This window comes from Prosthecobacter sp., from assembly GCF_044222565.1.
GTDB lineage: Bacteria > Verrucomicrobiota > Verrucomicrobiia > Verrucomicrobiales > Verrucomicrobiaceae > Prosthecobacter.
On the sequence record NZ_JBGANA010000004.1, the window covers coordinates 193,859 to 215,786 of the forward strand.

The 21,928-nt window shown below is 61.5% G+C and carries 17 protein-coding genes; 5 read left to right on the forward strand and 12 right to left on the reverse strand.

Annotated elements, in window-relative coordinates; translation table 11 throughout:
- Positions 1-19: 19 nt before the first annotated feature.
- From ACILSR_RS07415 to ACILSR_RS07425, 3 genes are read right to left on the reverse strand one after another with little or no spacing between them, the layout of a single operon-like run.
- Positions 20-2,191 (reverse strand): protein kinase domain-containing protein, encoded by a 2,172-nt coding sequence (locus tag ACILSR_RS07415; RefSeq protein ID WP_395749106.1) that lies wholly within the window; start codon positions 2,189-2,191, stop codon positions 20-22.
- Positions 2,192-2,244: 53 nt separating this feature from the next.
- A complete protein-coding gene (locus ACILSR_RS07420; RefSeq protein WP_395749107.1) occupies positions 2,245-2,964 on the reverse strand; it encodes an RNA polymerase sigma factor in 720 nt (239 codons plus the stop codon).
- A gap of 43 nt (positions 2,965-3,007) precedes the next feature.
- On the reverse strand, positions 3,008-4,363 hold the full coding sequence (locus tag ACILSR_RS07425) for a Gfo/Idh/MocA family protein (RefSeq protein WP_395749108.1): 1,356 nt from the start codon (positions 4,361-4,363) through the stop codon (positions 3,008-3,010).
- Positions 4,364-4,445: 82 nt separating this feature from the next.
- Here ACILSR_RS07425 and mfd point away from each other — a divergent pair, with 82 nt between their 5' ends.
- Positions 4,446-7,694 (forward strand): transcription-repair coupling factor, encoded by a 3,249-nt coding sequence (gene mfd, locus ACILSR_RS07430; protein ID WP_395749109.1) that lies wholly within the window; start codon positions 4,446-4,448, stop codon positions 7,692-7,694.
- Here mfd and ACILSR_RS07435 read toward each other — a convergent pair.
- The 6 genes from ACILSR_RS07435 to ACILSR_RS07460 all read right to left on the reverse strand — a co-directional run bounded on the left by ACILSR_RS07435 (position 7,691) and on the right by ACILSR_RS07460 (position 14,042).
- Positions 7,691-9,868 carry a VIT domain-containing protein gene (locus tag ACILSR_RS07435; protein ID WP_395749110.1) on the reverse strand — a complete coding sequence of 726 codons (2,178 nt, stop codon included), beginning with the start codon at positions 9,866-9,868 and terminating at the stop codon, positions 7,691-7,693. The genes mfd and ACILSR_RS07435 overlap by 4 nt on opposite strands.
- 255 nt (positions 9,869-10,123) lie before the next feature.
- Positions 10,124-10,969, reverse strand: a complete 846-nt coding sequence (locus ACILSR_RS07440; protein WP_395749111.1) for a patatin-like phospholipase family protein — start codon at positions 10,967-10,969, stop codon at positions 10,124-10,126.
- Entirely contained in the window at positions 10,966-11,976 is a 1,011-nt protein-coding gene (locus ACILSR_RS07445) for a YbhN family protein (protein ID WP_395749112.1), read from the reverse strand. The genes ACILSR_RS07440 and ACILSR_RS07445 overlap by 4 nt, the downstream gene beginning before the upstream one ends.
- Positions 11,977-11,999: 23 nt before the next feature.
- Positions 12,000-12,254: a phosphopantetheine-binding protein gene (locus ACILSR_RS07450; RefSeq protein WP_395749113.1), complete on the reverse strand. Its 255-nt coding sequence runs from the start codon at positions 12,252-12,254 to the stop codon at positions 12,000-12,002.
- Positions 12,255-12,290: 36 nt separating this feature from the next.
- Positions 12,291-13,019 carry a 3-oxoacyl-ACP reductase FabG gene (fabG, locus tag ACILSR_RS07455; protein WP_395749114.1) on the reverse strand — a complete coding sequence of 243 codons (729 nt, stop codon included), beginning with the start codon at positions 13,017-13,019 and terminating at the stop codon, positions 12,291-12,293.
- A gap of 36 nt (positions 13,020-13,055) precedes the next feature.
- Positions 13,056-14,042 (reverse strand): galactose oxidase, encoded by a 987-nt coding sequence (locus ACILSR_RS07460; RefSeq protein WP_395749115.1) that lies wholly within the window; start codon positions 14,040-14,042, stop codon positions 13,056-13,058.
- A gap of 91 nt (positions 14,043-14,133) precedes the next feature.
- Here ACILSR_RS07460 and ACILSR_RS07465 point away from each other — a divergent pair, with 91 nt between their 5' ends.
- Genes ACILSR_RS07465 through ACILSR_RS07475 form a run of 3 tightly spaced genes read left to right on the forward strand, consistent with a single transcriptional unit; the run spans position 14,134 to position 17,198 of the window.
- Positions 14,134-15,495 carry a DUF1501 domain-containing protein gene (locus ACILSR_RS07465; protein ID WP_395749116.1) on the forward strand — a complete coding sequence of 454 codons (1,362 nt, stop codon included), beginning with the start codon at positions 14,134-14,136 and terminating at the stop codon, positions 15,493-15,495.
- Between the two features lie 36 nt (positions 15,496-15,531).
- On the forward strand, positions 15,532-15,714 hold the full coding sequence (locus ACILSR_RS07470) for a hypothetical protein (protein ID WP_395749117.1): 183 nt from the start codon (positions 15,532-15,534) through the stop codon (positions 15,712-15,714).
- A gap of 44 nt (positions 15,715-15,758) precedes the next feature.
- Complete coding sequence (locus ACILSR_RS07475) at positions 15,759-17,198, forward strand: DUF1501 domain-containing protein (RefSeq protein WP_395749118.1); 1,440 nt, start codon at positions 15,759-15,761, stop codon at positions 17,196-17,198.
- Between the two features lie 11 nt (positions 17,199-17,209).
- On the opposite strand, the gene ACILSR_RS07480 is transcribed toward ACILSR_RS07475, so the two are convergent.
- From ACILSR_RS07480 to ACILSR_RS07490, 3 genes are read right to left on the reverse strand one after another with little or no spacing between them, the layout of a single operon-like run.
- The gene (locus ACILSR_RS07480; RefSeq protein WP_395749119.1) at positions 17,210-18,556 is read right to left on the reverse strand and encodes a hypothetical protein; all 1,347 of its coding nucleotides are present in this window, start codon (positions 18,554-18,556) and stop codon (positions 17,210-17,212) included.
- Positions 18,557-18,589: 33 nt separating this feature from the next.
- Positions 18,590-19,477 carry a ComEC/Rec2 family competence protein gene (locus tag ACILSR_RS07485; protein ID WP_395749120.1) on the reverse strand — a complete coding sequence of 296 codons (888 nt, stop codon included), beginning with the start codon at positions 19,475-19,477 and terminating at the stop codon, positions 18,590-18,592.
- The gene (locus tag ACILSR_RS07490; RefSeq protein WP_395749121.1) at positions 19,474-20,478 is read right to left on the reverse strand and encodes a hypothetical protein; all 1,005 of its coding nucleotides are present in this window, start codon (positions 20,476-20,478) and stop codon (positions 19,474-19,476) included. The genes ACILSR_RS07485 and ACILSR_RS07490 overlap by 4 nt, the downstream gene beginning before the upstream one ends.
- Before the next feature lie 86 nt (positions 20,479-20,564).
- On the opposite strand from ACILSR_RS07490, the gene ACILSR_RS07495 reads away from it, so the two are divergent.
- Positions 20,565-21,905 (forward strand): DUF1501 domain-containing protein, encoded by a 1,341-nt coding sequence (locus ACILSR_RS07495; RefSeq protein WP_395749122.1) that lies wholly within the window; start codon positions 20,565-20,567, stop codon positions 21,903-21,905.
- The last annotated feature ends 23 nt before the right edge of the window (positions 21,906-21,928 follow it).

Consider the following 21,928-nt stretch of genomic DNA (forward strand, 5'->3'; position numbering starts at 1 on the left):
TGAACTCCCAAACCCTGGTCTACCTTGTCACGGGAGCTTTTTGGAGAACGCGAGAAGCCGGGACCGGCGCGGCATTTTTGCCGTGGGAGGCTTTGCTAAAATACCACACCAAACTCGGGATCAGCAGCAGCAAAAACAGTGCGAGAAGAATGATGAGCGCAACGGCGCAGCCGATGCGCTGATGTCGGAATAGAATGCGGATCAACCAGATCAGTCCACCCACGATCAATGCCAGCACAATGAACTGCATGACAAAGACCGTGGCGCTGATTCCGAACTGCCTCTGAGGCGTGATCACAGGTGAATGCGGGCTGGCACGAAGCGGAAGCTCAAGCGTCACCGGCTGGCCCAGCAGCTGGCAAATGACAATGCTGATGCCTGCGTGTGTATTCGCAGAGTCCATGGCGGTCGTGAGCATTTCGTCACGCACTTGAGTGAAACTGCCCGCCACCTCGCTGGATTTTGCAGAGTTTCCGATTTGGGTGTGAATGCGGAGCATTCCGTCTGCAATCCGGGCGACTTCGATCTGCACCTGCAACTCATGCACATGTCTGGTCTGATCCCATTGCAGGTGGTCGGTCTGGATGCCGTTCACATGATCGATGCGTGCCTCGAGGGGGGCATGTGCGCTCACTTTCCATCGGATTTTCAGGCTGGATGCGCTCTGATTATGAGCACTGGTGATGTCCACGAGATCCGGAACTCCAGCAGAGGCGACGTGCGTCGTCCCCAGGCGAAGAATGAATAGTACGGCCAGAACAACTCCGCAAACGGCAGCAGCGATGACCACGTATCTCCCGCGCCCGCGCATGACCTGCCCAAAGGGAAAGACGGCGATGAAACCTCCCGCGATCAATCCGCTCGCGATCAAATAGAAAAGAGCGATCCGCTGCTGCTCACCGGCCTCCTTCACATGAGCGACCTGGTTTAGGGCCGCCTCCGCCTGTTGAGTCTTGGTTTGCAGCGCCTGCCTCACAGCGGTCAGGCGCTCGACTTCGGCCTGGTTGTTTTGACTTCGAGCGGCTTCGAGATCGTGAAATTTGGCCGCCTCCTCGGCTTTCAAGATTTTGAGCTGCTCCTCGGCTGCATGATGAACCTGGATGTGTTTGCGGGCATTGGGCGTGACGCCGAAGTCATCGATGGCCTCATTCAATACGGTGGCTCCCATCAGCAAAGCAGCGCCGAGAACCATTGCGAGCACTCCCAGCCACCGCCTTGGCTTTGTGGCTGGCATGTCCGGTTTCGCAGGCGGCGGCGCCACCGCTCCGGCGAGCCGCGTGCGAAATTCAGCTGCCGTGGCGAAGCGCATCTCCGGCCGCGTTTCCAAAGCCCGCAGCACCACCTCATCGAGCCGCACATCAATCTGCACACATTTGGACGGCGCTTTGATCTTGTCCTTCGGCAGTTCCCCGGTCAGGAGTTCGTAGAGCACCACGCCGAGCGAGTAGATGTCCGCGCGGTGATCCACCTGATGGGTGTCATCCTTTTGCTCCGGCGCCGCATAGGCGGGCGTGCCAAGAGGCTGAGACAAGGACTCTCCGATATTTTCGCCCGCTGCCCCGATCATTTTCGCAATGCCAAAGTCGGCGATCTTCAGGCGGCCCTCTTTGTCGAGCAGCAAGTTCTCCGGCTTGATGTCCCGATGCACAATGCCGTGCTCGTGCGCATATTGCAGGGCATCGCAGATGGGGGGAACAATGGCCAGCGCCTGCTCTGGCGTGAAACGTCCCGCGGTCATTGCCTGGCGCAAGTTCACGCCGTCCACAAACTCCATGAGCAGGTAAAAGAACCCGCCGGCCTGGCCGAAGTCATGGATCGTGACGATGTGCGGGTGGCTGAGAGCCGCGAGCGCCTGGGCCTCCTTTTCAAAGCGAGCCGCAAATTTGGCGTCCTCTGAGCGCTCCGGTGCCAGGAGCTTGAGCGCGACGATGCGGTTCAGCGTCTTCTGGCGAGCCTTGTAAACGACACCCATGCCGCCGCGGCCCAGGCATTCGATGATTTCGAGCTGCGGGAAATGCGGTGCCAGTTCCTCAGGAGTCAGAGACGGCCTGGGTGCAACAGGCAGTGCGTCCGGAGGCAGCGTTTCAGTGGCAAAATTCAATGCAGCGAGGCAGCGCGGGCACAGGCCCTGAGGAGCATCAGGCGGCAGTTCAGCGCCACATTTGGGGCAGGGGAGCGGTTTGGAATTCATCGGTTCCATGAGTAGTTCAGGAGTTTGGGCGGCCTGTTACAAGCAAATTTCCCTCAAGCTCCTCCCAGCACGGCGACCACGTGCTGCATCTCTGTTTCCACGTCCTCTCCCTCCGCCAGCGTGCTGGCGATGCTCTCGCGAAACAGTTCGCGGAAGCGCTTGCGAAGCCGGTGCACGGCCACGCGGGCGGCTCCTTCGCTGCAGGCCATGGCTGCAGCCAGCTCTGTGTAGGAGATGCTGCCGCGGTCCAGTGTGAGGCAGCGCTTCATGGCATGAAAATGGTCCGCCTTTCCAGGGATGGCAAATTCAGCCTCCAGTGCTCTGAGCGTCTGATCCAGCAACGTCATGGCCCATCGTCTCTCATAGATCGCATCTGGAGCGAGGTCGGGTTCAGCCGCGAAACGGCGCTCCGCGTCCTCGGCATCCAGCGGCACATGGGTGATGTGGCCGCCACGCTTCAGCGCAGAGCTTTTGTGCCATTCATTGATGAGAAAGCGCTTCATTGCCACGAGGAGAAACGTGCGGAAGCGGCCCTGCTCGGGGCCGGCGGAGCGCAGCCAGTCTTTCTCCACCAGTCGGGCGAAAAACTCCTGCGTCAGATCCTGCGCGTCATGCGGTGTGCGGCCGTCCCGCCGCACATAGGCATAAAGCGGGTACCAGTAGGAGCGGCACAGCGTCTCCATGGCCTGGCGGGAGTCCGCGTGCCGGGCAGCCAGTACGACGGACCAGCGGGTGGTGGCAAACAGCGGGGATGGAAGGGGTGTGGCTGGCATCTGGACGCTTCTTCAGGAAACCCAGGCACCTGTTACATGCAAATCACACCAGCTGCCACGGACCGCGCATGGGGCGCGTCAGCATGGCAGAGGCTTCTGCATCTTCCAGGATCTGCTCCTTCGCCGGGTCCCAGCGCAGCTTGGTGCGGTTCAGCCGCAGCGCGATGTTTGCCAGATGGGCGATGGTGATGCTGCGGTGGGCGTACTCGATGGGCGCAGCGGTTTTGGCACCGTCGCGGATGCCATCGATGAAGTTGCGGAAATGGTCCTTGCTTTCGTAGAGGCGCACATCGTTTCCGGCCAGCGGTTTGCGCAGGGAGTCGGGCTTGATGTCCAGCTTGCCGCGCATGCTGAGAATGCTGCCATCTTCCCCTTCATACATGATGCCGGAGCCGAAGTCCTGCTTGTCCGCTACACGCACGGTGGTGCCGTCCGCATAGCGGTAGGCAAAGGAGAAGTTCGGTGCGGTGGAGTAAAGGCTGCCCGGTGAGGGCCAGGTGGCCTTGAGGTCAAAGAACTCTACGGGTCCGCTCTCGTCCTGATTCAGCGCCCACTGCACGATGTCGAAGTGGTGCGCGCCAAAGTCGGTGATGTTGCCGCCGGAGTAGTCGAAGAACCAGCGCCAGTTGGAGTGCAGCCGTGCCGGGCAGAAAGGCGCCTCCGGTGCGGGGCCGAGCCAGAAGTCATAGTTCAGGCCTTCGGGAACGGGTGTGGGTGCGGTCTGGGCTGCGCAGCCGTTGTTGTCCCGGTTGTCGCTCGCGAGGCCCACACGGATTTGCTTCAGCTTTCCGATCCTGCCACTGCGCACGTACTCGCAGGCCATGCGGAAGTGGACGTCGCTGCGCTGCTGGCTGCCGGTCTGCCAGACGACTTTGCTCTGGCGCACCACATCGCTCATGAACCGCCCCTGCGCGACGGTGAGGCTGAGAGGCTTTTCGCAGTAGATATGCTTTCCAGCACGCGCAGAGGCCACGGCGATGAGCGCATGCCAGTGGTCCGGCGTGGCAATCTGCACGGCATCCACATCTTTGCGCGCCAGCACATCGCGGAAGTCCTCGTGCGTGGCGCAGCCCTTGGTGCCGTAGGTTTTGTCCACCAGCCGCCGGGCGGGCTCGCGGCCCAGAGTTCCGGCTTTTTTGATGATGCCCTTGTTATAGCGATCGGATTCGCGCTCGACATCGCAGACCGCCATGACTTGCACGCGCTCGTCCTGGAGGAAATTCTTCACCACATCCGTGCCGCGTCCGCCGCAGCCGATGAGCGCGAGCGTGGTGCGATTTGAGGGAGCTACGGCGCCATCTTTTCCCAGGGCCGAGGATGGGATGATGGTGGGGAAGCCCAGTGCGGCGCCGGCGGTGGCGCATTGCTGCAGAAACTGGCGACGGTTGGTGGTGATCATGCTCCGTTCATAACGTCGACCACGGCCCCGATTCTTCATCCTCCTTACCTCTTGCCTATTCGAGTCGTATAGGCTCTTTGAGATGACCACTTTGGAACCCGTCAAACGCGCCCCCAAACCTCGCGGCGTGAAGAAAGCTGCGAGCCGAAAACCACCACCCCCTTCCAGGCGTGCGCGGGGGGATGCGCTCGGCCTGGTGGATCTGACGCTCAAATCAGACGCGTTTCAGCAGAAGCTGAAGAAGGAGCCACTCGTGCTCGATCACGTCACGACACAGGCCTTCGGGTTTGCTGCGGCGCTGATGGTCCGGCATGCGGAGCTGGCTGCACCGGGGCGCAGGGTGTGGATTCTTTGCGCGGATGTGAAAACGCAGGATCATGTGCACGCCGAACTCGGTGTATGGCAGTGCCCGGCCTTGTATCTTCCTCGCCTCGGCCAGGTGGTGAACGATGCGCTGGTTGATCCGGAACTGCTGGCAGAACGCGCGGGTGTGCTGGGCACCATGATGGAAACGGATGCGCCAGTCGTGGTCCTGTGTGCGGACAGCCTGGACGAGCCCGCGCCAGCCCTGGCTGAAATCTCCAGCCAGCGCCGTACGCTCAGCATCGGTGCCAAGCTGGATGTGGAGGATCTGCTTCAAGACCTGGGCGAGGCGGGTTATGAGCGTGTGCCAGTCGTCACCGAGCGTGGGCAGTTTGCGCGCCGTGGGGGCATCGTGGACTTTTTTTCCTGGCAGGCGGAGGAGCCGCTGCGGCTGGAGTTTTTCGATGACGAGATCGAATCGATCCGCGCCTTTGACCTGCACAATCAGTCATCCATCAAACGGCTGGAGAGTGTGGGTGTAATCCTGCAGATGAATGACAATGCGGAAGATGCCTCGCGGGTGCGCGAGCATCTGCGCAAAGATGACTTCATCATTGCCATCGACTGCGAAGGAGAGGCACAGGCCCGTATTCTCAGCGGCGCTGCGAATGTGGAAGGAATGGAAGACTACACGGCGGCCATCCATGAGAATCCGCTCGGCGTCTTCGATGCGTCTGACTTCGTGCTGCATGAGGCCAGGCGCGAGCATTTTGCCAAACAGATTCGCGAATGGCATGAGGACGGCTGGCGCTCGGTCATTTTTTTCCACAATGAGGCGGAGCGGGAACGCTTTGCGGAATTGCAGAGCGGTCTGCCTGCGTCGCTCGAGACAAAGCTGGGTCTGCTGTATCGTGGCTTCACGGTGCCAGCGGCCAAGCTGGCGGTGCTGACGGGCGCGGAGATCTTTGGAAGGCATCAGCAGATCCGCCGGGTGCGTGGGTCCAAGCTCGATGAGGCCGAGGTGCTGCGCAAAGCACGCGATGTGATGCGCGACCTGCGCGAGGGCGACATCGTGGTGCATGCCGAGCATGGCGTGGCCCGTTTTGGCGGTGTGGAGGTGCGTGACACCGGCAAGCGCGAGGAAGTGCTGGTGCTGCATTACGCGGAGGGTGCGAAGCTCTTTGTGCCGGTGGCGCATACGCACCTTGTCACACGTTACGTGGGAGTTGGCGGCAAGGCGCCGGCGCTGAGCAAGCTCAGCGAAGCGCGCTGGCAGAAGACGCGCAAGCAGGCTGAGAAGAGCGTGGAGGACTTTGCTGCGCGCATGCTCAGCGTGGCGGCGGAGCGCCAGACGTTGAAGGCGTACTCGCACCAGCCGGACACCAAGTGGCAGGTGGAGTTTGAAGAGTCGTTTTTATACCACGAGACACCAGACCAACTGCGCAGCGTGGAGGAGATCAAACGGGACATGGAGGCTGAGAAGCCCATGGACCGGCTGCTGTGCGCGGACGTCGGCTTTGGCAAAACGGAGGTGGCCATCCGTGCCGCGTTCAAGGCGGTCATGGGCGGGCGGCAGGTGGCCGTTCTGGTGCCCACCACGGTGCTGGCACGGCAGCACTGGGAAAACATCCGGCAGCGCATGAGCGAGTTTCCTGTGTCCGTGGAAATGCTCTGCCGCCTCACGCCGCCAAATCGTGAGCGCGAGATTTTGAAAGGCATCACCGAAGGAACGGTGGACATCGTCATCGGCACGCACCGTGTCATTTCAAAAGACGTGCGTTTTAAAAACCTCGGCCTTGCCGTGATCGATGAGGAGCAGCGTTTCGGTGTGAAGCACAAGGAGAAGTTCAAGGACCTGTTTCGCCTCGTTGATGTGCTCACGCTAAGCGCCACGCCGATCCCGCGCACGCTCTACCTCGCCCTCATGGGCATGCGCGACATGAGCACCATCGAGACGCCGCCGCCCAACAAGCAGGCGGTGCAGACGATGATCTGCCCCTACGATGAACGCACGATTAAGCAGGCAGTCGAGGCGGAGATCGAGCGGGGCGGGCAGGTTTTCTTCCTGCACAACCGGGTGATGACGATTGAAAAGATCGCGCAGCGCATTCGCGATCTCTGCCCGAAGGCTCGCGTCATCATCGGCCATGGGCAGATGGACAGTGAACTGCTGGAGGACGTGATGCACACCTTTGTGGATGGCGGCGCGGACGTGCTCGTCTGTACCACCATCATCGAAAGCGGCGTGGATATTCCGAATGCGAACACCATCATTATCGATCGCGCGGACCGCTTCGGGCTGGCGGACTTGTATCAGCTGCGTGGTCGCGTTGGCCGTGGAGGCGTGCAGGCCTACGCCTATTTGCTGCTGCCGCAGGATGCGGTAACCGCAGGCGATGCCCGCAAACGGGTCAACGCCATCAAGCAGTACGCCGGTCTGGGCAGCGGGTTTAAAATCGCCCTGCGCGATCTGGAGATCCGTGGCGCGGGCAATCTGCTCGGCACGGAGCAGAGCGGGCACATTGCGGCGGTGGGCTTTGATTTGTACTGCCAGATGCTGAAGCAAAGCGTCGCCCGTATGCAGGGAAGGCGCGTGGCGCGTCCGGTTGAGGTGGGCTTGCGTACGGACTTCCTGGTGATGAACGAAGCCATGATGGTGCAGGCATCCCCGGGGGCAACGCCCGCCTTCCTGCCCTCCACCTTCATCGAAGACTTGAAGCTGCGCATCACAGCTTACCGCCAGGTGGGTGAAATCATGACGCGCAAGGAGCTCGAAGAGCTGGAGGCGCAGTGGCGCGATCAATACGGCGAAAAGCTTCCTCATGCCGTGCAGAACCTCCTCACCTGCGCCGCCATCCGCCTCTCTGCCGCGCACGCTGGCATCAGCGATGTGGAGATCAAGGAGCGCAAGCTCATGCTCAGCCGCAATGGCAAGTTCGTCATGATCCAGGGCAAGTTCCCGCGCCTCAGCTCGCGTGAAGGGCACAAGCAGCTCGCTGAGGCGCTGGAGATGCTGCGGACGCTCTAGCCCGCTGCACCCTGCTCCTGGGTTTCCATGACAGGCATGCAGGCCCTGAAGTACTCCAGCAGTCCTTCCTCGAGGATGTGTTCATCGATAAAGCGGCGCAGACATTCCACGGGTTCCAGGGAGCTTTGCATGTCCAGAACAAGCTTGTCGAAAAGCTCGTAGCGGTCCTCATCGCCGGAATAGACCCAGCTTTGGAGATACAGGGCTATCTTGACCGCATTGCTGTATGTGAGGCCCTCCTCGATCAGCACCTCGCGCAACTCATCAGAGCCTTCGTCCACCGGCGCTTCCGGGCATGGTGCACATTCAAACTCCACCGCGTCCATCATGTCTGCCGCGCACGGCTGGTAGAGCTGTGTTGTGGCGACCTTCACTTGTTCCGCCTCGTCCCATGCCACAAAGGCGGTGCCCCGGCAGATGAGATTGTGTTCGATCGCCAGGGCCACGGCCTCCTCCTCGTGCCTCAAGCCGAGCAAGTGCTGAATCCTCCTGCGCGCCCAGATCAGGCGGGGAGCGGACACCGCATGGCTTTGCGCGCCCTCTTGCAGCGTGAAACGGTGAGACCATGGTGAACCATCCGGCAGCGAGCCTGTGATAACCGCTTCCGTCGTGCCTGGCTCGCAGCGGATGGCCAGCAGGCTCACCTCTCCTGCGTGCAAGTCTGGCAGACGTGAACTTCCATGGGCTGGCAAATGCCCTCCTTGCAGCTCCAGATTGACAAGCGCAGGCCGCCGCATCGTCTCCGAGAGGAGGCCCACTGCCGCGGCGATGTCATCCTCCGGTGTCAGCAGTACGCAGCGTCCGCCTGTCTGATGGGCCAGTGCTTGCAGCAGCGCATCATTCACCATGTGATCAATGCCGAAGCAATGCACAGGCAGAGTCGCGGCATTCTTTTGTTTCATGCACTCGCAGAGCGCGTCTTCATTCGCCACCTGGCCGTCTGTGATCAAAACGAGACGCGCACGGCGTTCGTCGCTGTGCTTTGCACGCATCTCCAGCACATGCGTGAGGGCTGGCAGAAGCTCCGTACCGCCTCCCGTGCCTATCTCGGCCAGTTTCTGAAAGGCGGCCTTGCCCAGAAGTTCATCGCGTCCCAGCGGCTTTGTGTCGAAGTCCCTATAGTTGCTTTCAAAACAGGTGAGCCACACCCGGTCGTTTTTTCCCAGGGCGCGTACAAAGACGTGCAGCGCCTGCGCGGCCTTCTCCCATTTCGTGCCGTCCATGCTGCCGGAGCGGTCGAGCAGGAAGTAAACGTCCTGCGCAAAATCATCCTCAGCCGCAGGCTCGATGTTCTGTGGCGCGCGGATTTGCAGCAGCGCATGCCGTACGTCAGCGGTTTTGGCCACCCAGGCATGGGGTGAAACCGCCGCCACAGCGCTCTCCTCCCACCGGAGTACGAAGTCCCTGCCGGGCACCTCCACATCCGCGGCAAGCGTCACCTCAATCCCCGACTCCACCCGGCGCAGGCTTGTGGCATGGGTGGGCGAGTTCAGCGTCCGTATGTCCACCGAGTCCGCATCCAGCATTCCTTCGAGGTGCATGGTCGCTGCTTCGGGGTGCCCCGCGCTCAGGCGAGGCGGCGAGATGCGGCTGGCATCCGGCACTTCGTCAGTGTCCTTCATCACGCCCGGGCCGCTGTTTTCCCGCAGCAGTGGCCTGCCCGGAACGTACCGCACTCCCGGGCTGAAAGGAATTCGAATGCTCATCTGCGCGGCCTGCCGCTCCATGCTTTCAAGGTAGGCAAAACGGATCACGATCCGGTCTCCCGGCGCTGCATTTCCAAGCTCCAGCGTGAAGAGGTTGTCCCGGATCATCTCCATCAGCGTGGTGCGGTGCCCGGCGGCCTGGTGCTCCGCCACCACTTGTCGTGCCTTTTCCTCTGCCATCACCACGGCGCGGATCACACGCCCGTTCACGATCATCTCACAGCGATGCACCGCCGCGCCCGCGGGCACTGGAAAGGTGTAGAGCACATCCAGAGCCACATCGGCAGTTTGCTCAAACACCTGGTCGATCTCCATCAGCACCACTTCTCCCATGGTTTGGAAACGAGCCTCCACATGCCGCAGCGGCAGTGTGATCGGGAGATCATTCTTCCAGGCGGTGAGACCAAACGGAGACTCGGTGGTCTTGATTTCGGCGGCGGCATTCGTGGTAGTATGTGGTATGGACATGGTATTTGAGTGGATCTTGTTGCTCTGCCCGGTCTTGCGCGTCAGCTGGGCGGCATCCCGCCCCATTCCCGGGGCACGACAAGGCATCGCTGGCTCGCTCAGAGGTCCTGGCCCGCCTCCGCAAAGTGAATGAACTTTGTTCGGGGCCTTGCCAGCAGGGCGCTGGCTGCAAGGACATCGTCTAACGATGGCGATCTAAGCGCAGGCAGAGGCCGATGTCAATACCCCCCCGGGGCACCGGACCATCGTCGCGATTCAAGGCTGCCCGGCCAGATGCTCAGAATCGAAAAACTTCTGCGCCGTGTCCTCTCCCATCGCGTAGAGCTCCTTCAGCTTTCCTGGAAACAGGGGCGAAGGGCGTGCGTGGTCCGTGGTGATGACGGTCAGCTTTTTCCCGTGCAGACGAGCGAGCTCGATGCGGTCGAGGAGGATCTGGCGGTTCAGGGAGGCATGCGTGGCGGCGACGGTGGCCATCAGGCGGCTCAAGGGCATCAGCGGTGGTTTGCTCTGGGGCTGGACGATGCGGTGAATGATGATGTGGTCGATGCTATCATCAGTGAACCACGGATCCACGGGCGACTCATGCGCCACGCCTCCATCCGTGCAATGGCGGCCCTCGAACTCCAGGGGCGTAAACATCAGGGGCACGCACGCGCTGGCGGCCATCGCCGCAGCGAGCGGTCCGCTGCGCACGAAGAGTGTTTCGTGCTTCGAGAGATCGCTCAGAGCGATGAGCAACTGAGGGTCCGACAGCGACTCGATAGTGCGATCACCAACGAGCGATTCAAAATGCGGCACGGCCCCCCTCGGATCGAAAAAGCCGGGATGACGGTGGAAGAAGCTGTTGATGAACTGGTGCCAGAGCCATTTCGTGCGGCTGGCGAAGGACAAATAGAGGCGCGGGCTGAGCACCGCCTGCCGGATGGCCTCCTGCCCCAGACCTGCCGCGAACAATCCCGCGGTGATGGCACCCGCGGATGAGCCGCCGATCGCGACGGGGCGCACTCCCAATGACTGCAGGCGTGCCAGAAATCCGGCATGTGTGGCGTAGCCCATGAACGAGGCCCCCAGAGAGATGGCGATGCGCGGGGAGGAGCTCATGCACACTGAGCCTCCGGTGCGATGTGGGCCGCATGTTTGGCGCGCAGGAACAAGATTCCCCCCACCACTCCCCAGAACAGGCTGAAGATCCAGCCGGCCAGAGAAGCGGAGACGCCCACTGCTTCCGGCACCTGGGCCAGTCCGGCCAGCAAGGCTTCGAAAGTGCGCTCCCGCACACCCAGGCCCGAAATCGAAACGGGCAGGGAGGCCGCAGCATCCACGATCGGCATGGAGGTGAGGACATCGAGCACCGGTGCCGCGCCGCCGACCGCGCGCAGTCCGCAGTAGAAGCTGACGAAAAAGGCCGCGTGCATGGCAGTAGATACCGCCATGGCGGAGATCGTGCGCCGCCAGAGCAGGGCAAACACCGCATGCACCTGCGTCAGGCGTGCGATGAGGCCCGTCAGTTTGGGATTTCCCATGGTGCGCGGGAAAGTGCGGCGTCCCCATGCCAGCAGGCTGGGGGTGAAGGAGAACCAGCTGATGACGAGGCCTACCAGCGCCCCTCCCACATACATGGCGTAGCCGGTGATCAGCATGCGCATGTCATAGCCAATTTCGTTCCACTGGGATGACCGGGCCAGCATGCACGCCGTGAAGAGGATGGCCACGGAAATCAGGCCGGTCAGATGATCCAGCACCAGCGACACGCTCACCGGCATGGTCTGCCCGGGCAGACGTCGGGAGAGCGCCATGATCTTGTAGGTGTCCCCCCCCACCACTCCGACGGAGCTGATGTTGAAAAACGCGCTGATGAGCTCCGCCTGCAGTACCATGGGGAACGGCAGGCTCGGCACCAGGCCGCGCAGGATGATGTGCCAGCGCACGGAGGCGAGAAAAAGCGAGAGAAAGGCAAAGCCCATCCCGGCGAGCGTCCAGTGCCAGTTGGTCAGCAGGGAATGGAAGCGAGGGGCGATGTCTGCGAAAAGATCGTGCTCCCGAAACAGCAGCACAAGCAGCACGCCGCTGATGAGCAGACGCAGGGTGATGGAGGCAAAGCGTTTCAAAACGCAGGGCTGGGGCAGTGGGATTACGCCGCCGCTTTCTGGTCCACGGCTTCGGCGATGGAGTTCACACTGTGCAGGATGCGCTTCGCCTGGTCTTGGTCGGCCATTTTAAAGCCGAAGTGCTTTTCGATCATCACCACCAGCTGCAGGGCGTCCACGGAGTCGAGACCGACGCCTGCGGGACCAAAGAGGGGGGTGTCATCGCCGATTTCATCTGCGGTCATGTCGAGCATGAGTTCGCTGATCATAAGTTCTTTGAGGCGCTGGCGGGTCGGCATGCAGGGGATACGTGTCGTAGGGTGCAGAGGGGAGGCCTAAAGCAGCCCCCCGTCAATTTTTAGGGTCGAGCCAGTGATATAGCTCGCTTCGGGGCTGGCAAGGAAGAAAACCGCCGCCGCTATCTCCTCCGGCCTGGCAAAACGGCGCATCGGGAGCTGCATTTTAAGGGCTTTGAGGTGCTCCGGCGTCCATTCGGCGGGCAGCCCACCCTCAATGTAGCCAGGGCAGACGGCATTCACGGTGACGCCCATGCGGGCGGATTCCTTGGCCAGACTCTGCGTCAGGCCGATCACCCCCGCCTTGGCAGCAGAATAGTTTGTCTGCCCGGCTGGGGAAGAAATGGCGCTCAGGGAGGCGATGTTGACGATGCGACCGCGGCGCTCCCTCATCATGGGGGAAAGGGCGGCCTGGCAGCCATGGAAGACGGCGTTCAGGTTGGCATCCAGGACGCGACTCCATTGATCCTGAGACATGTTCGCCAGCAGGGAGTCTTCATGGAAGCCTGCGTTGTTGATCAGGACTTCAAGAGGGGAGGCTTTGGATGCGATTTCGGCCACTGCAGCTTTCCATTCGTCTGGCGAGGTGACTTCGAGCGTGATCAATTCCGCCCGGTCCGAATATTTTGCGACCAGAGCCTCCGCGCGCTCCCGCCGCTCCCGAACCCCCAAAAATACCCGGCAGTCCGTCTCCCGGGTCAGAAAATACTCGGCGATGGACAGGCCCAGCGCTCCATTGGCACCAGTGATCAAAATGCTGCGACTCATCGTGCAGCTTTGGAGTTCACCGGGGGGAGTTTCAAGTCACTTCATTGCCCCGCGCCACACTTGGGGAGATCTCACCCCGGGGCGTGCCTCGCCTCCGGGGATCACGATCTGGCCGTTCCAGGGCACGGCATTGGTCGTCACCAGGGAGAAAGGCACCTCGCCAGCCTGGCTCCAAGCCTGTGTCTTCACATCAAATACCAAAATAGAGCGCGGGAAGCCAGGATGCTTCTCCTTGGGCATGAAGTTGACGTTGGCGCCGTCGTCCCCGCCGAGGACGCAGATCTTGGAACCGACCACCGGGGCGGGGCTGGGAGCAGCCACGGCCACGCGGGGCATGTCCGGGAGCTTTTTCCACCCTGTGGTCTTTTCATAAGCCCAGGCATCGCTCAGCCATTCCCGCTCCGGCTTGCCGTCCTTGTCCGCATGCAGGGCCGCGCCGCTGAAAAGGTGAACCACTCCGTCCAAGGCGGCCATGCAGCCCAGAATGCGCGGTTTGCCGGGGCAGGGGGGAAGATCCTGCCAGGCCGCCCCGGGCTGTTTCAGGTCGAGGGACCAAAAGGTGTTCATCGCACTGGTGGCTGCCGGAGATTCGATCCCTCCGGCAATGTAGATGACTCCGCGACTTTCGCAGCCGCACATGAAGGCGCAGGGTTTCGGCAGCGGCGGCAGCGGGGCATCCTTTTTGACCCAGAACACCTCACGGAAATGCTCAGTGGCATTTCCCCCGCCCAAGATGACCCAACCCTGGGAAGTCGTGATGCTGACGCCATAGCCGTTCGGTTTCGGCAGTTTTCCCACCACCCGCCAGGCACCGTCCGGCTTTTCCAGCGCAAAGAGCGTGTCATACCAGAGCTTGGTGCCTCCCTCCCAGGGCATTTTATCGATGAAATGCGTACCGCCTGCGACCATGAGCGTGCCATCCACCACCCCGGCGAAGGAGCCTGCAAACCCGCGCGCATCAGGAATGGCGGGGAGTTGTGACCATTGAAAATCAGCGGCGAAGGCGGAAAAGGTGAGGGACATGAGGCAGAGCAACGGGCGAAGCATGGCCCGCACATAACGTGGTTTTGGTGATAGTTCCGGCATATTGGGTGCTTATTTTGGTTCCTCTTTCATGCTCACCCTTTCTGGCAAATCCCACGGCAAGCTCTGCGACGGCGTCTCGCGTCGCGACTTCCTGCGCATCGGCGGTCTCGCCATGGGCGGGCTTTCCCTGCCTGAGCTGCTGAAGGCCGAAGCGGAGGCACGCACGGGCCGCAGCTTCAAGTCTGTGATCATGATCTACCTGTGCGGCGCCCCGCCGCACCAGGACATGTATGATTTGAAGATGGACGCGCCGCTGGAGGTCCGTGGCCCCTACAAGCCCATCAAGACCGCCGTCCCCGGCATCCACATCTCCGAGCACGCGCCGCGTCTGGCCCGGATCATGGACAAGCTCGTGCCCATTCGCAGCATGTACGGCTCGCCCAACGGCGCGCACGACAGCTTCATCTGCTACACCGGCAAGCCGCCGCCTCCCAATGGTGGAGCGGCACCTGTTGGCCGTCTTTCTGATCCTCCCTCCTTCGGCTCCGTCATTTCGCGTCTCAAAGGCCAGGCCGATCCCGCGATGCCTGCCTTCGTTGGCCTCGCTCCCAAGGCCGGACACCCGCCCTACGGCTCTCCCGGCCATCCCGGCTACTGTGGGAATACGCACGCCGCCTTCCGGCCCAATGGCGCCGGCATGGATGACCTCCAGCTCAACGGCATCACGCTCGACCGCCTTGAAGACCGCCGGTCTTTGCTCACCGGCTTTGACAAATTCCGCCGCGAACTGGATGCCAGCGGCCTCGTCGGCAGCATGGACGCTTTCAATCAACAGGCGCTCAATGTGCTCACCTCCAGCAAGCTGCTCACGGCCTTGGATCTGGGCAAGGAAAGCACCAAAACCCGCGAACGCTACGGCAAGGGAGATTCCAAAAACTACGGTGACGGCGCTCCGCTCAATCTCGAGCACTTCCTGCTGGCCCGCCGTCTCGTCGAAGCCGGAGCCCGCGTGGTGACGCTGAATTTTGGCCGCTGGGACTTTCACGACAATAACTACCCCCAGCTCCTTCGCCATCTGCCGCTTTTCGATCAGGGCATGAGCGCCCTGGTGGAAGATCTGCATGAGCGCGGACTCGACAAAGACGTCGCAGTCGTGGCCTGGGGTGAATTTGGCCGTACTCCCATCGTGAACAAAGAAGGTGGTCGTGACCACTGGCCGCGCGTAGGCGGTGCCTTGCTCGCCGGCGGCGGTCTGCGCACCGGGCAGGTCATCGGTGCCACCGACAAGCTCGGCGGCGAACCCACCGAACGTCCCGTGCATTTCGGCGAGGTCTTTGCCACGCTCTACAAGCACATGGGCATCGACACCGTGAAGACCACGCTCAACGATCTCACCGGCCGGCCGCAGTATCTGGTGGATGGCTGGTCGCCGATGCCGGAGCTGATTTAAAATTGCTTGCGAGGGTTCCGGGAGGTATAAGGCCTCATGTATCCTGTCAAAACGACCATTTCAGATGGGCTGGTGCTCAAAGAGGGCGATGAAGCCGATCTGCGTGTGGTGATCGTGGACGGAGCCATTGTGGTGACCCAGATCCTGCGGAAAAAATCTGCTGCCGAAGCTGCCAGTCCGGAGCACACGATCAAGCTGGGTGTCTGGAACCGGAAGTAGGTCTTTTGGAAAGGCCGTGCAACAGCCGCCGTATTTGAAGGCGCATGTCATTTCCGCATCCAGCGCATCCTGTCTCCCGCCGTGAAGTGATTCAGGCGGGCGCGGTGGGCTTGCTGGGGCTGGGCATGAACCACCTCAGCGCCCTGCAGGCTATGACGGCCGCCACGCAGCCGGCGCGTGCGAAGTCGGTGATTTACATCTTCCTCTCCGGCGGTCTGGCCCAGCACGAGAGCTTTGACATGAAGCCGGACGCGCCCATGGAGATCCGCGGCGAGTTTAAGCCCATCCGCACGCGCACCCCCGGCCTGCACATCTGCGAGCACCTGCCCAATCTCGCGCGCATTTCGGAAAAATGGTCGCTCGTGCGGTCGCTCACCCATGGCAGCAGCGACCACTCCCTGGGCCACCACATCATGCTCACGGGGCGCAGCGATGCACCTCTGGGGTTCGATCCGTCGAAGCCCAAGAAGTCCGATCATCCCAGCATGGCTGCACTGGCCACTGCACTGCTGCCAAAGCGAAAGGACAACCTGCCACCCGCCATCGTCCTGCCGGACAAACTTGTGCACCGGGAGGGGCGCACGTTGGCGGGACAGTTCGCAGGCACTCTCGGAGCGCAGCACGATCCCTGGTTTTTGGAGATGTCTCCCTACCATCCCAAGCACTATGGCGCGTACCCGAAATACCTCTTCCACCATGAGCGCGGTTTGGAAACGGACACCGCGCTGAAGTTTCAGGCACCGCACCTTTCTCTGCCGCAGGGGCTCACGCTCGATCGCGTGATGGACCGCGTGTCTTTGCGCAACGCTCTCGAATCCCAGACGGACGATCTCACCGCGCTGGCTGGCGATGAAGCTTTCGATTCCACACGCCAGGCCGCCATTGGACTGCTGGGAAACCGCAAGGTGCATGACGCCTTCAGTTTGGAAAAGGTCGATCCCAAAATGCTCGACCGCTATGGCCGCCATAGCTTCGGCTGGTCCCTCCTCATGGCCCGCAGGCTGGTGCAAAGCGGGGTGCGCATGGTGCAGGTGAACCTGGGCAACAACGAAACCTGGGACACGCATCAGGCCGCCTGGGGCAATTTGAAAAATTACCTGCTGCCGCCCATGGATCAGGCCGTGAGCGCCTTGCTCGAAGATCTCGATGCGAGTGGTCAGCTTGATGAAACGCTCATCGTCATGGGTGGCGAGTTTGGCCGCACGCCCAAAATCAAGAGCATCTCCGCCAAGGCCCTGCCCGGACGCGACCACTGGGGGCATGCACAGAGCATTCTGCTCGCTGGCGGCGGAATCAAGGGTGGCCGGGTGATCGGAGAAACGGACAAGATCGGTGGCTATCCCGTCAGCGATGCTCAGACTCCCGAAAATTTCGCCGCGACCATTTACGAAGCGCTCGGCCTGCCGCGCGAAACGATATGGAAGGACTTCACCGGCCGCCCGCACACGCTGTACATGGGCTCGCCGATTGGAGGGCTCACCTAGCGCTGCCGGTTTTACGCAAAGCCGAGCAGCTTCTTCAGGCCGTCGATCACCTTCTGCTCTTCCTTGCTGATTTTGGAGCCGAGGCCGAGGAAGCCGCCGCCTTCTGCCTCGGCGGTTTTGATCGCGATCGCCAGGGCCACCTTGCGGTAAAGGTTGAAGTCCTCTTCTCCAAACTTGGCCGCGGCCAGCACCACGGCCTCGGCAACCATCATGGGCGGATGAGCGCCACGAGCGGTGACGGCAGGCCAGAGAATGTGCATCTGATCTGGAATCCGGGCCGCGGACTTGAGGATGAGACTGGTTGGCACGCCTTCGGAAACCACCTGGATGATTTCGGCGAAAGTCTGGCATTCCTTGTCACCCACATGGCCGTCAGCGGCAGCCACCAGCAGAAAGCTGGCGACGAGCCCCATGCTCAGAATGTCCCACTCGCCTTCGGGCAGCCCGCCGCTGGAAATCTCCACGTCCTGGCCCTGCATTAATGCAAGGATGCTGGCCAGCGTGTCACGGGCCATCGGCGGTGAATCCGCTGTCACCAGCGCGGCGGCCAGGCTGTGCAGGTGCTGTGTGAAGGCAGCCTGCTCGGCGGTGTTAAATTTCTGTGCCACCAGGGCGTGGCCTTTGACAAACACTGGCTTGGGAAGTTCCTCAAACTGGATTTCCGCAAACGAGAGCCAGAAAAGCTGGTCGAAGTAACGCAGCAGTGCATGTGCGGCGCATGCTTCCATGCCTGGCGTGTAGCCTGCCATGAGCCAGTGCTTGAGGGCGTTTTTGCGCTCTTCCCCCAGCTCCCCGCCGTGGCAGCCGTTCATCGCGGCGTACAGGCAGGCATAGACGGAGGAAAGCTGGCGCAGTTCGGCTTCGGCAAAGCGTTGCAGCGCGGGATCGACGCCGGGCCAGTAAGATGTGACCTGAAGCCCGTCTGTGAAGCGTTCGTTGTTTTTGCCGTAGGGCATGAACTTGAACATTTCCTCCAGCTGCCCGGCCATCTCAACACGCTCGGGCACAGGATTGCCGCTCTCATCCCGAACAGCGGCTGCCGCCACACGTCCTAGGTGAAGGACAAACTGCATCTTGTCCTTTGGAGCCAGTTGCTGCATCTCGGCCTGGATCGCCTCGATCACCGGTGCTGTGTCAGTCGCGGCGGTCAGCTCTGAATAAAGACGTTGGAAGTGCGTGGCCAGATGCTGCAGCCCTTCGGTGTAAACACAAACACGCGCGTTCGGGTCGCCCGACGCTTCGACGTGCTCATTGAAACGGGCGGAATCCACCCGGGTTGGCCCGGAGGTGACGCCGGTGATGGCCAGATGTACAAACAGAGGCGCTTTTGCGAGGATGTCGAAGTTCGGGGAGCTCATGAGCAATAAATAAGAAAAACGGAATCCTTGGTATCATTTCTCAGTCTTCGCTGTCACATCTTTTCCGTCGGAAATGATTTCAATGTTTCCATTCCATGCAGTCACAAACACCTGCGTCCCCAGCGGCTCAAACTGCTTCTTGAGCTTCTCTCCCGGAGAAGGCACCTCGCTGCCGGCGTAAAAATCCAGGCATGAAGCGATCGCGAACTTCGGACGGGTCGCGGCGGCGAATTCGGGATGGGTGTTGAATCCGTGATGCGGCGCCGTGACCACTGCCGCTTTAAGTTTCTCCGCCGGCGTCTTCTCCAGGACGTAGCGCTGGCCTGTGCCATAGGCGTCTCCGGGAAAGAAGAGCACGTTCTGTCCGTGCTGCATGCGCAGGAAAAGGGAGTTCGTGTTTAACAGGCCGTGCTCGGTGATCTTGGCAGGGTCCGTGTCCAGATTGTGCATGGCCTTTGGCGGAGAGAGCACCTCGACTGTCAATGCAGGATCAAAGTCGAGTTTGTCACCCTCCGTTGCTGCGATGTACTTTGCCCCACGTTCCTGCGCATGCTGGCGGAGGCGGTTGTAAGCCAGCGTGAAGCCGCGCGCCGTGTAGCCGGTGTCCACAAAGGTTTTTACGGGCAAGTGGTCGAGCAGCCACATGGCGCCGCCGTAGTGGTCCCCATGCGGGTGGCTGATGGCAATGCCGTCGAGCTGCGTGATGCCCCGCGCTTTGAGGAAGGGCTCAATGGTGTCGCGTCCTGCATCATACGGTTCAGACTGCGGCCCGGTGTCGATCATCCACGTCCGGCCTCCCGGTGTCTGCACCACCACGGCCAGACCGTGCTTCGGCATGTTCAAGTAAGTGATGATAAGCTTGCCGTCTGCCGCGTGGAGAGCCGTCACCAGCACCAGGCAAAAAATGAGGAGGGATTTCATGGGTGTTTCAGCTTGTTCCAGCCTTTCGCAGGCTGTCGAGGCAAATCCCGCCACTGCGGTACTTGCGCGATGGTTTGCTCCATCAGGTCGGCACACTGCTCGGCGATCACCACCAGCGTGTCCCGCATGCCTGCGCTCTCGGCCATCTCGATCATCTTATCAAATTCCAGGCCGCCGCTGACGCGTTTCGCTTCTTCGCTGTTTCTCGCCACCACGCGCAGCACATCTTCTGTATGGTGTGGCAGCCAGCGCCGGTTTTCTGCCAGCACAGCGCTTAGCAGCGCCTGCAGCTCAGGCTTCCACCCCTCATCAAACAATTGCGCGAGACTGCCGCGCTTTTCGCCGATGCGCATGTAGTGCGGCTGGATCGCCTCCACTGGAGTGGCCGCCATGTCACGGAAAGTTTTAACCCAATCGATACCCAGTTCGCCGCCAATCGTGTGAAAGGTGAACTGATCCTGCACGATGCGGTTTCGCGGGGTGTAAACGCCATCCAGCAAATGCATGCGGATGCCCGGCTGCACTGACTTGATCAAGGAGTCGCCGACCATGTGCACCATCCATCCCAGTGCATAGGCCAGGCCGCGCTCGGAGCTCATGTCATCGCGGATCGCTCGCGCACAGTAGTCTGCCAGATGGTCCCACGGCACACGCAGGTTCACCTCTGGTGGCGCCCAGCCGAACACCAGATGCGCGCGGCCATAAAACAGCTCATGGATTTCTTTTGGCCTGTATTTTCGTCCTTCATGCTCCAGCGTCCAGGGCTTCACCGCTCCGCCGGTGAGCGGGCTCATTTCCAGCGGCACGGTGCCAAAGCCCACCTCGCGCCCGGTGTCCACGCAGATAGCCTCCGGCATCACCTGGATGTCGCAGCCCAGATACGCGCCACAAAGGAAACTTGGGAGGTGGCGCTCGATGACGGGCGTGACGGGCAGGCCCCGTCCTTTCGCCGCCTTTGCCGCGAGGATGCCATACATTGTGTGTCCGATCAGTCCGCTCATGTCCTGAAGCAAACGTCCCTGGTTTCGCGTGTCTGGCAAGAGTCCCGATCCTCGGGCCGTAGGTTTGCGCGGCCTTCCTACCAGCCATGCTCAATCTCTATTCACAACCCAGCGGCGGCTTTTGCGATGGTGTGTCGCGTCGAAACTTCCTGAAGATCGGCGGACTCGCCATGGGCGGGCTGTCATTGAATGATGTGCTGCGTGCCGAGGCCGTGCAAAAGACAGGCAGGTCGCACAAAGCGGTGATCATGATTTTCCTGCCGGGCGGTTTTTCGCATCAGGACACGTTTGACATGAAGCCGGATGCGCCGGGCGAGATTCGCGGCGAATTCAAACCGATCTCCACGAACGTTCCCGGCATCCAGATTTGTGAGCACCTGCCGCGCCTGGCAAAGATGATGGACAAGTGCACGATCATCCGGTCGATGGCTGACTGCGACTCGCGTCACGATGCCTTTCAGTGCCTCACCGGACGCAACTCCAAGCAGCAGCCTCCCGGCGGCTGGCCATCGTTTGGCGCCGCCGTCTCACGATTGCAGGGCAGCACCAATCCCGCCATGCCTCCCTTCGTCGGGCTCGCGCCCAAGATGGGCCACATGGAATGGGCACGCACCGGCGAGCCAGGATTCCTCGGCGTGGCGCATGCACCCTTCCAGCCCAATCGCGGCGGCGGCACGGAGGACATGTCGCTCCACGGCATCACGCTTGATCGTTTGCGCGATCGCAAGTCCCTGCTCTCCAGCTTTGACATTCTTCGTCGTGACCTTGATGCCACCGGCCTCATGGGCGGAGTGGACGTTTTTAATGAGCAGGCGCTCAATGTGCTCACCAGTCCGAAGCTCCTGCACGCTCTCGATTTGGGCCGCGAAGATCCGCGCATCGTCGAGCGCTACGGCAAAGGCGAGAACCGTAACCGCGATGACGGCGGCCCGCGACTCCCGGAACATTTCCTCGCTGCGCGCCGTCTCGTCGAAGCAGGTGCGCGTGTGGTCACGCTCGCCTTCAGCCGCTGGGACTACCATTCCAACAACTTCGGCCAGCTTCGCGAAGACCTGCCCCTGCTGGACAGCGGCCTCACCGCACTCATCAGCGATCTGCACGAGCGCGGCCTGGACAAGGATGTGTCCGTCGTGGTGTGGGGCGAGTTTGGCCGCACGCCCAAGATCAATGACAAAGGCGGCCGCGACCACTGGCCGCGAGTGGCCTCCGCGCTTCTCGCCTGCGGCGGCATGCGCCATGGCCAGGTCATCGGCGCCACCGACAAACTTGCCGGCGAGCCCACCGAGCGCCCCGTCGCCTTCGGCGAAGTCTTTGCCACGCTGTACAAGCAGATGGGCATAGACGTGACGAAAGCCACCCTCACCGACCTCACGGGCAGGCCCCAGTATCTGGTGGATGGTCATCTGCCGATGCCGGAGCTGGTGTGAAAAAGTGCTGCTGAAAGGCGCAG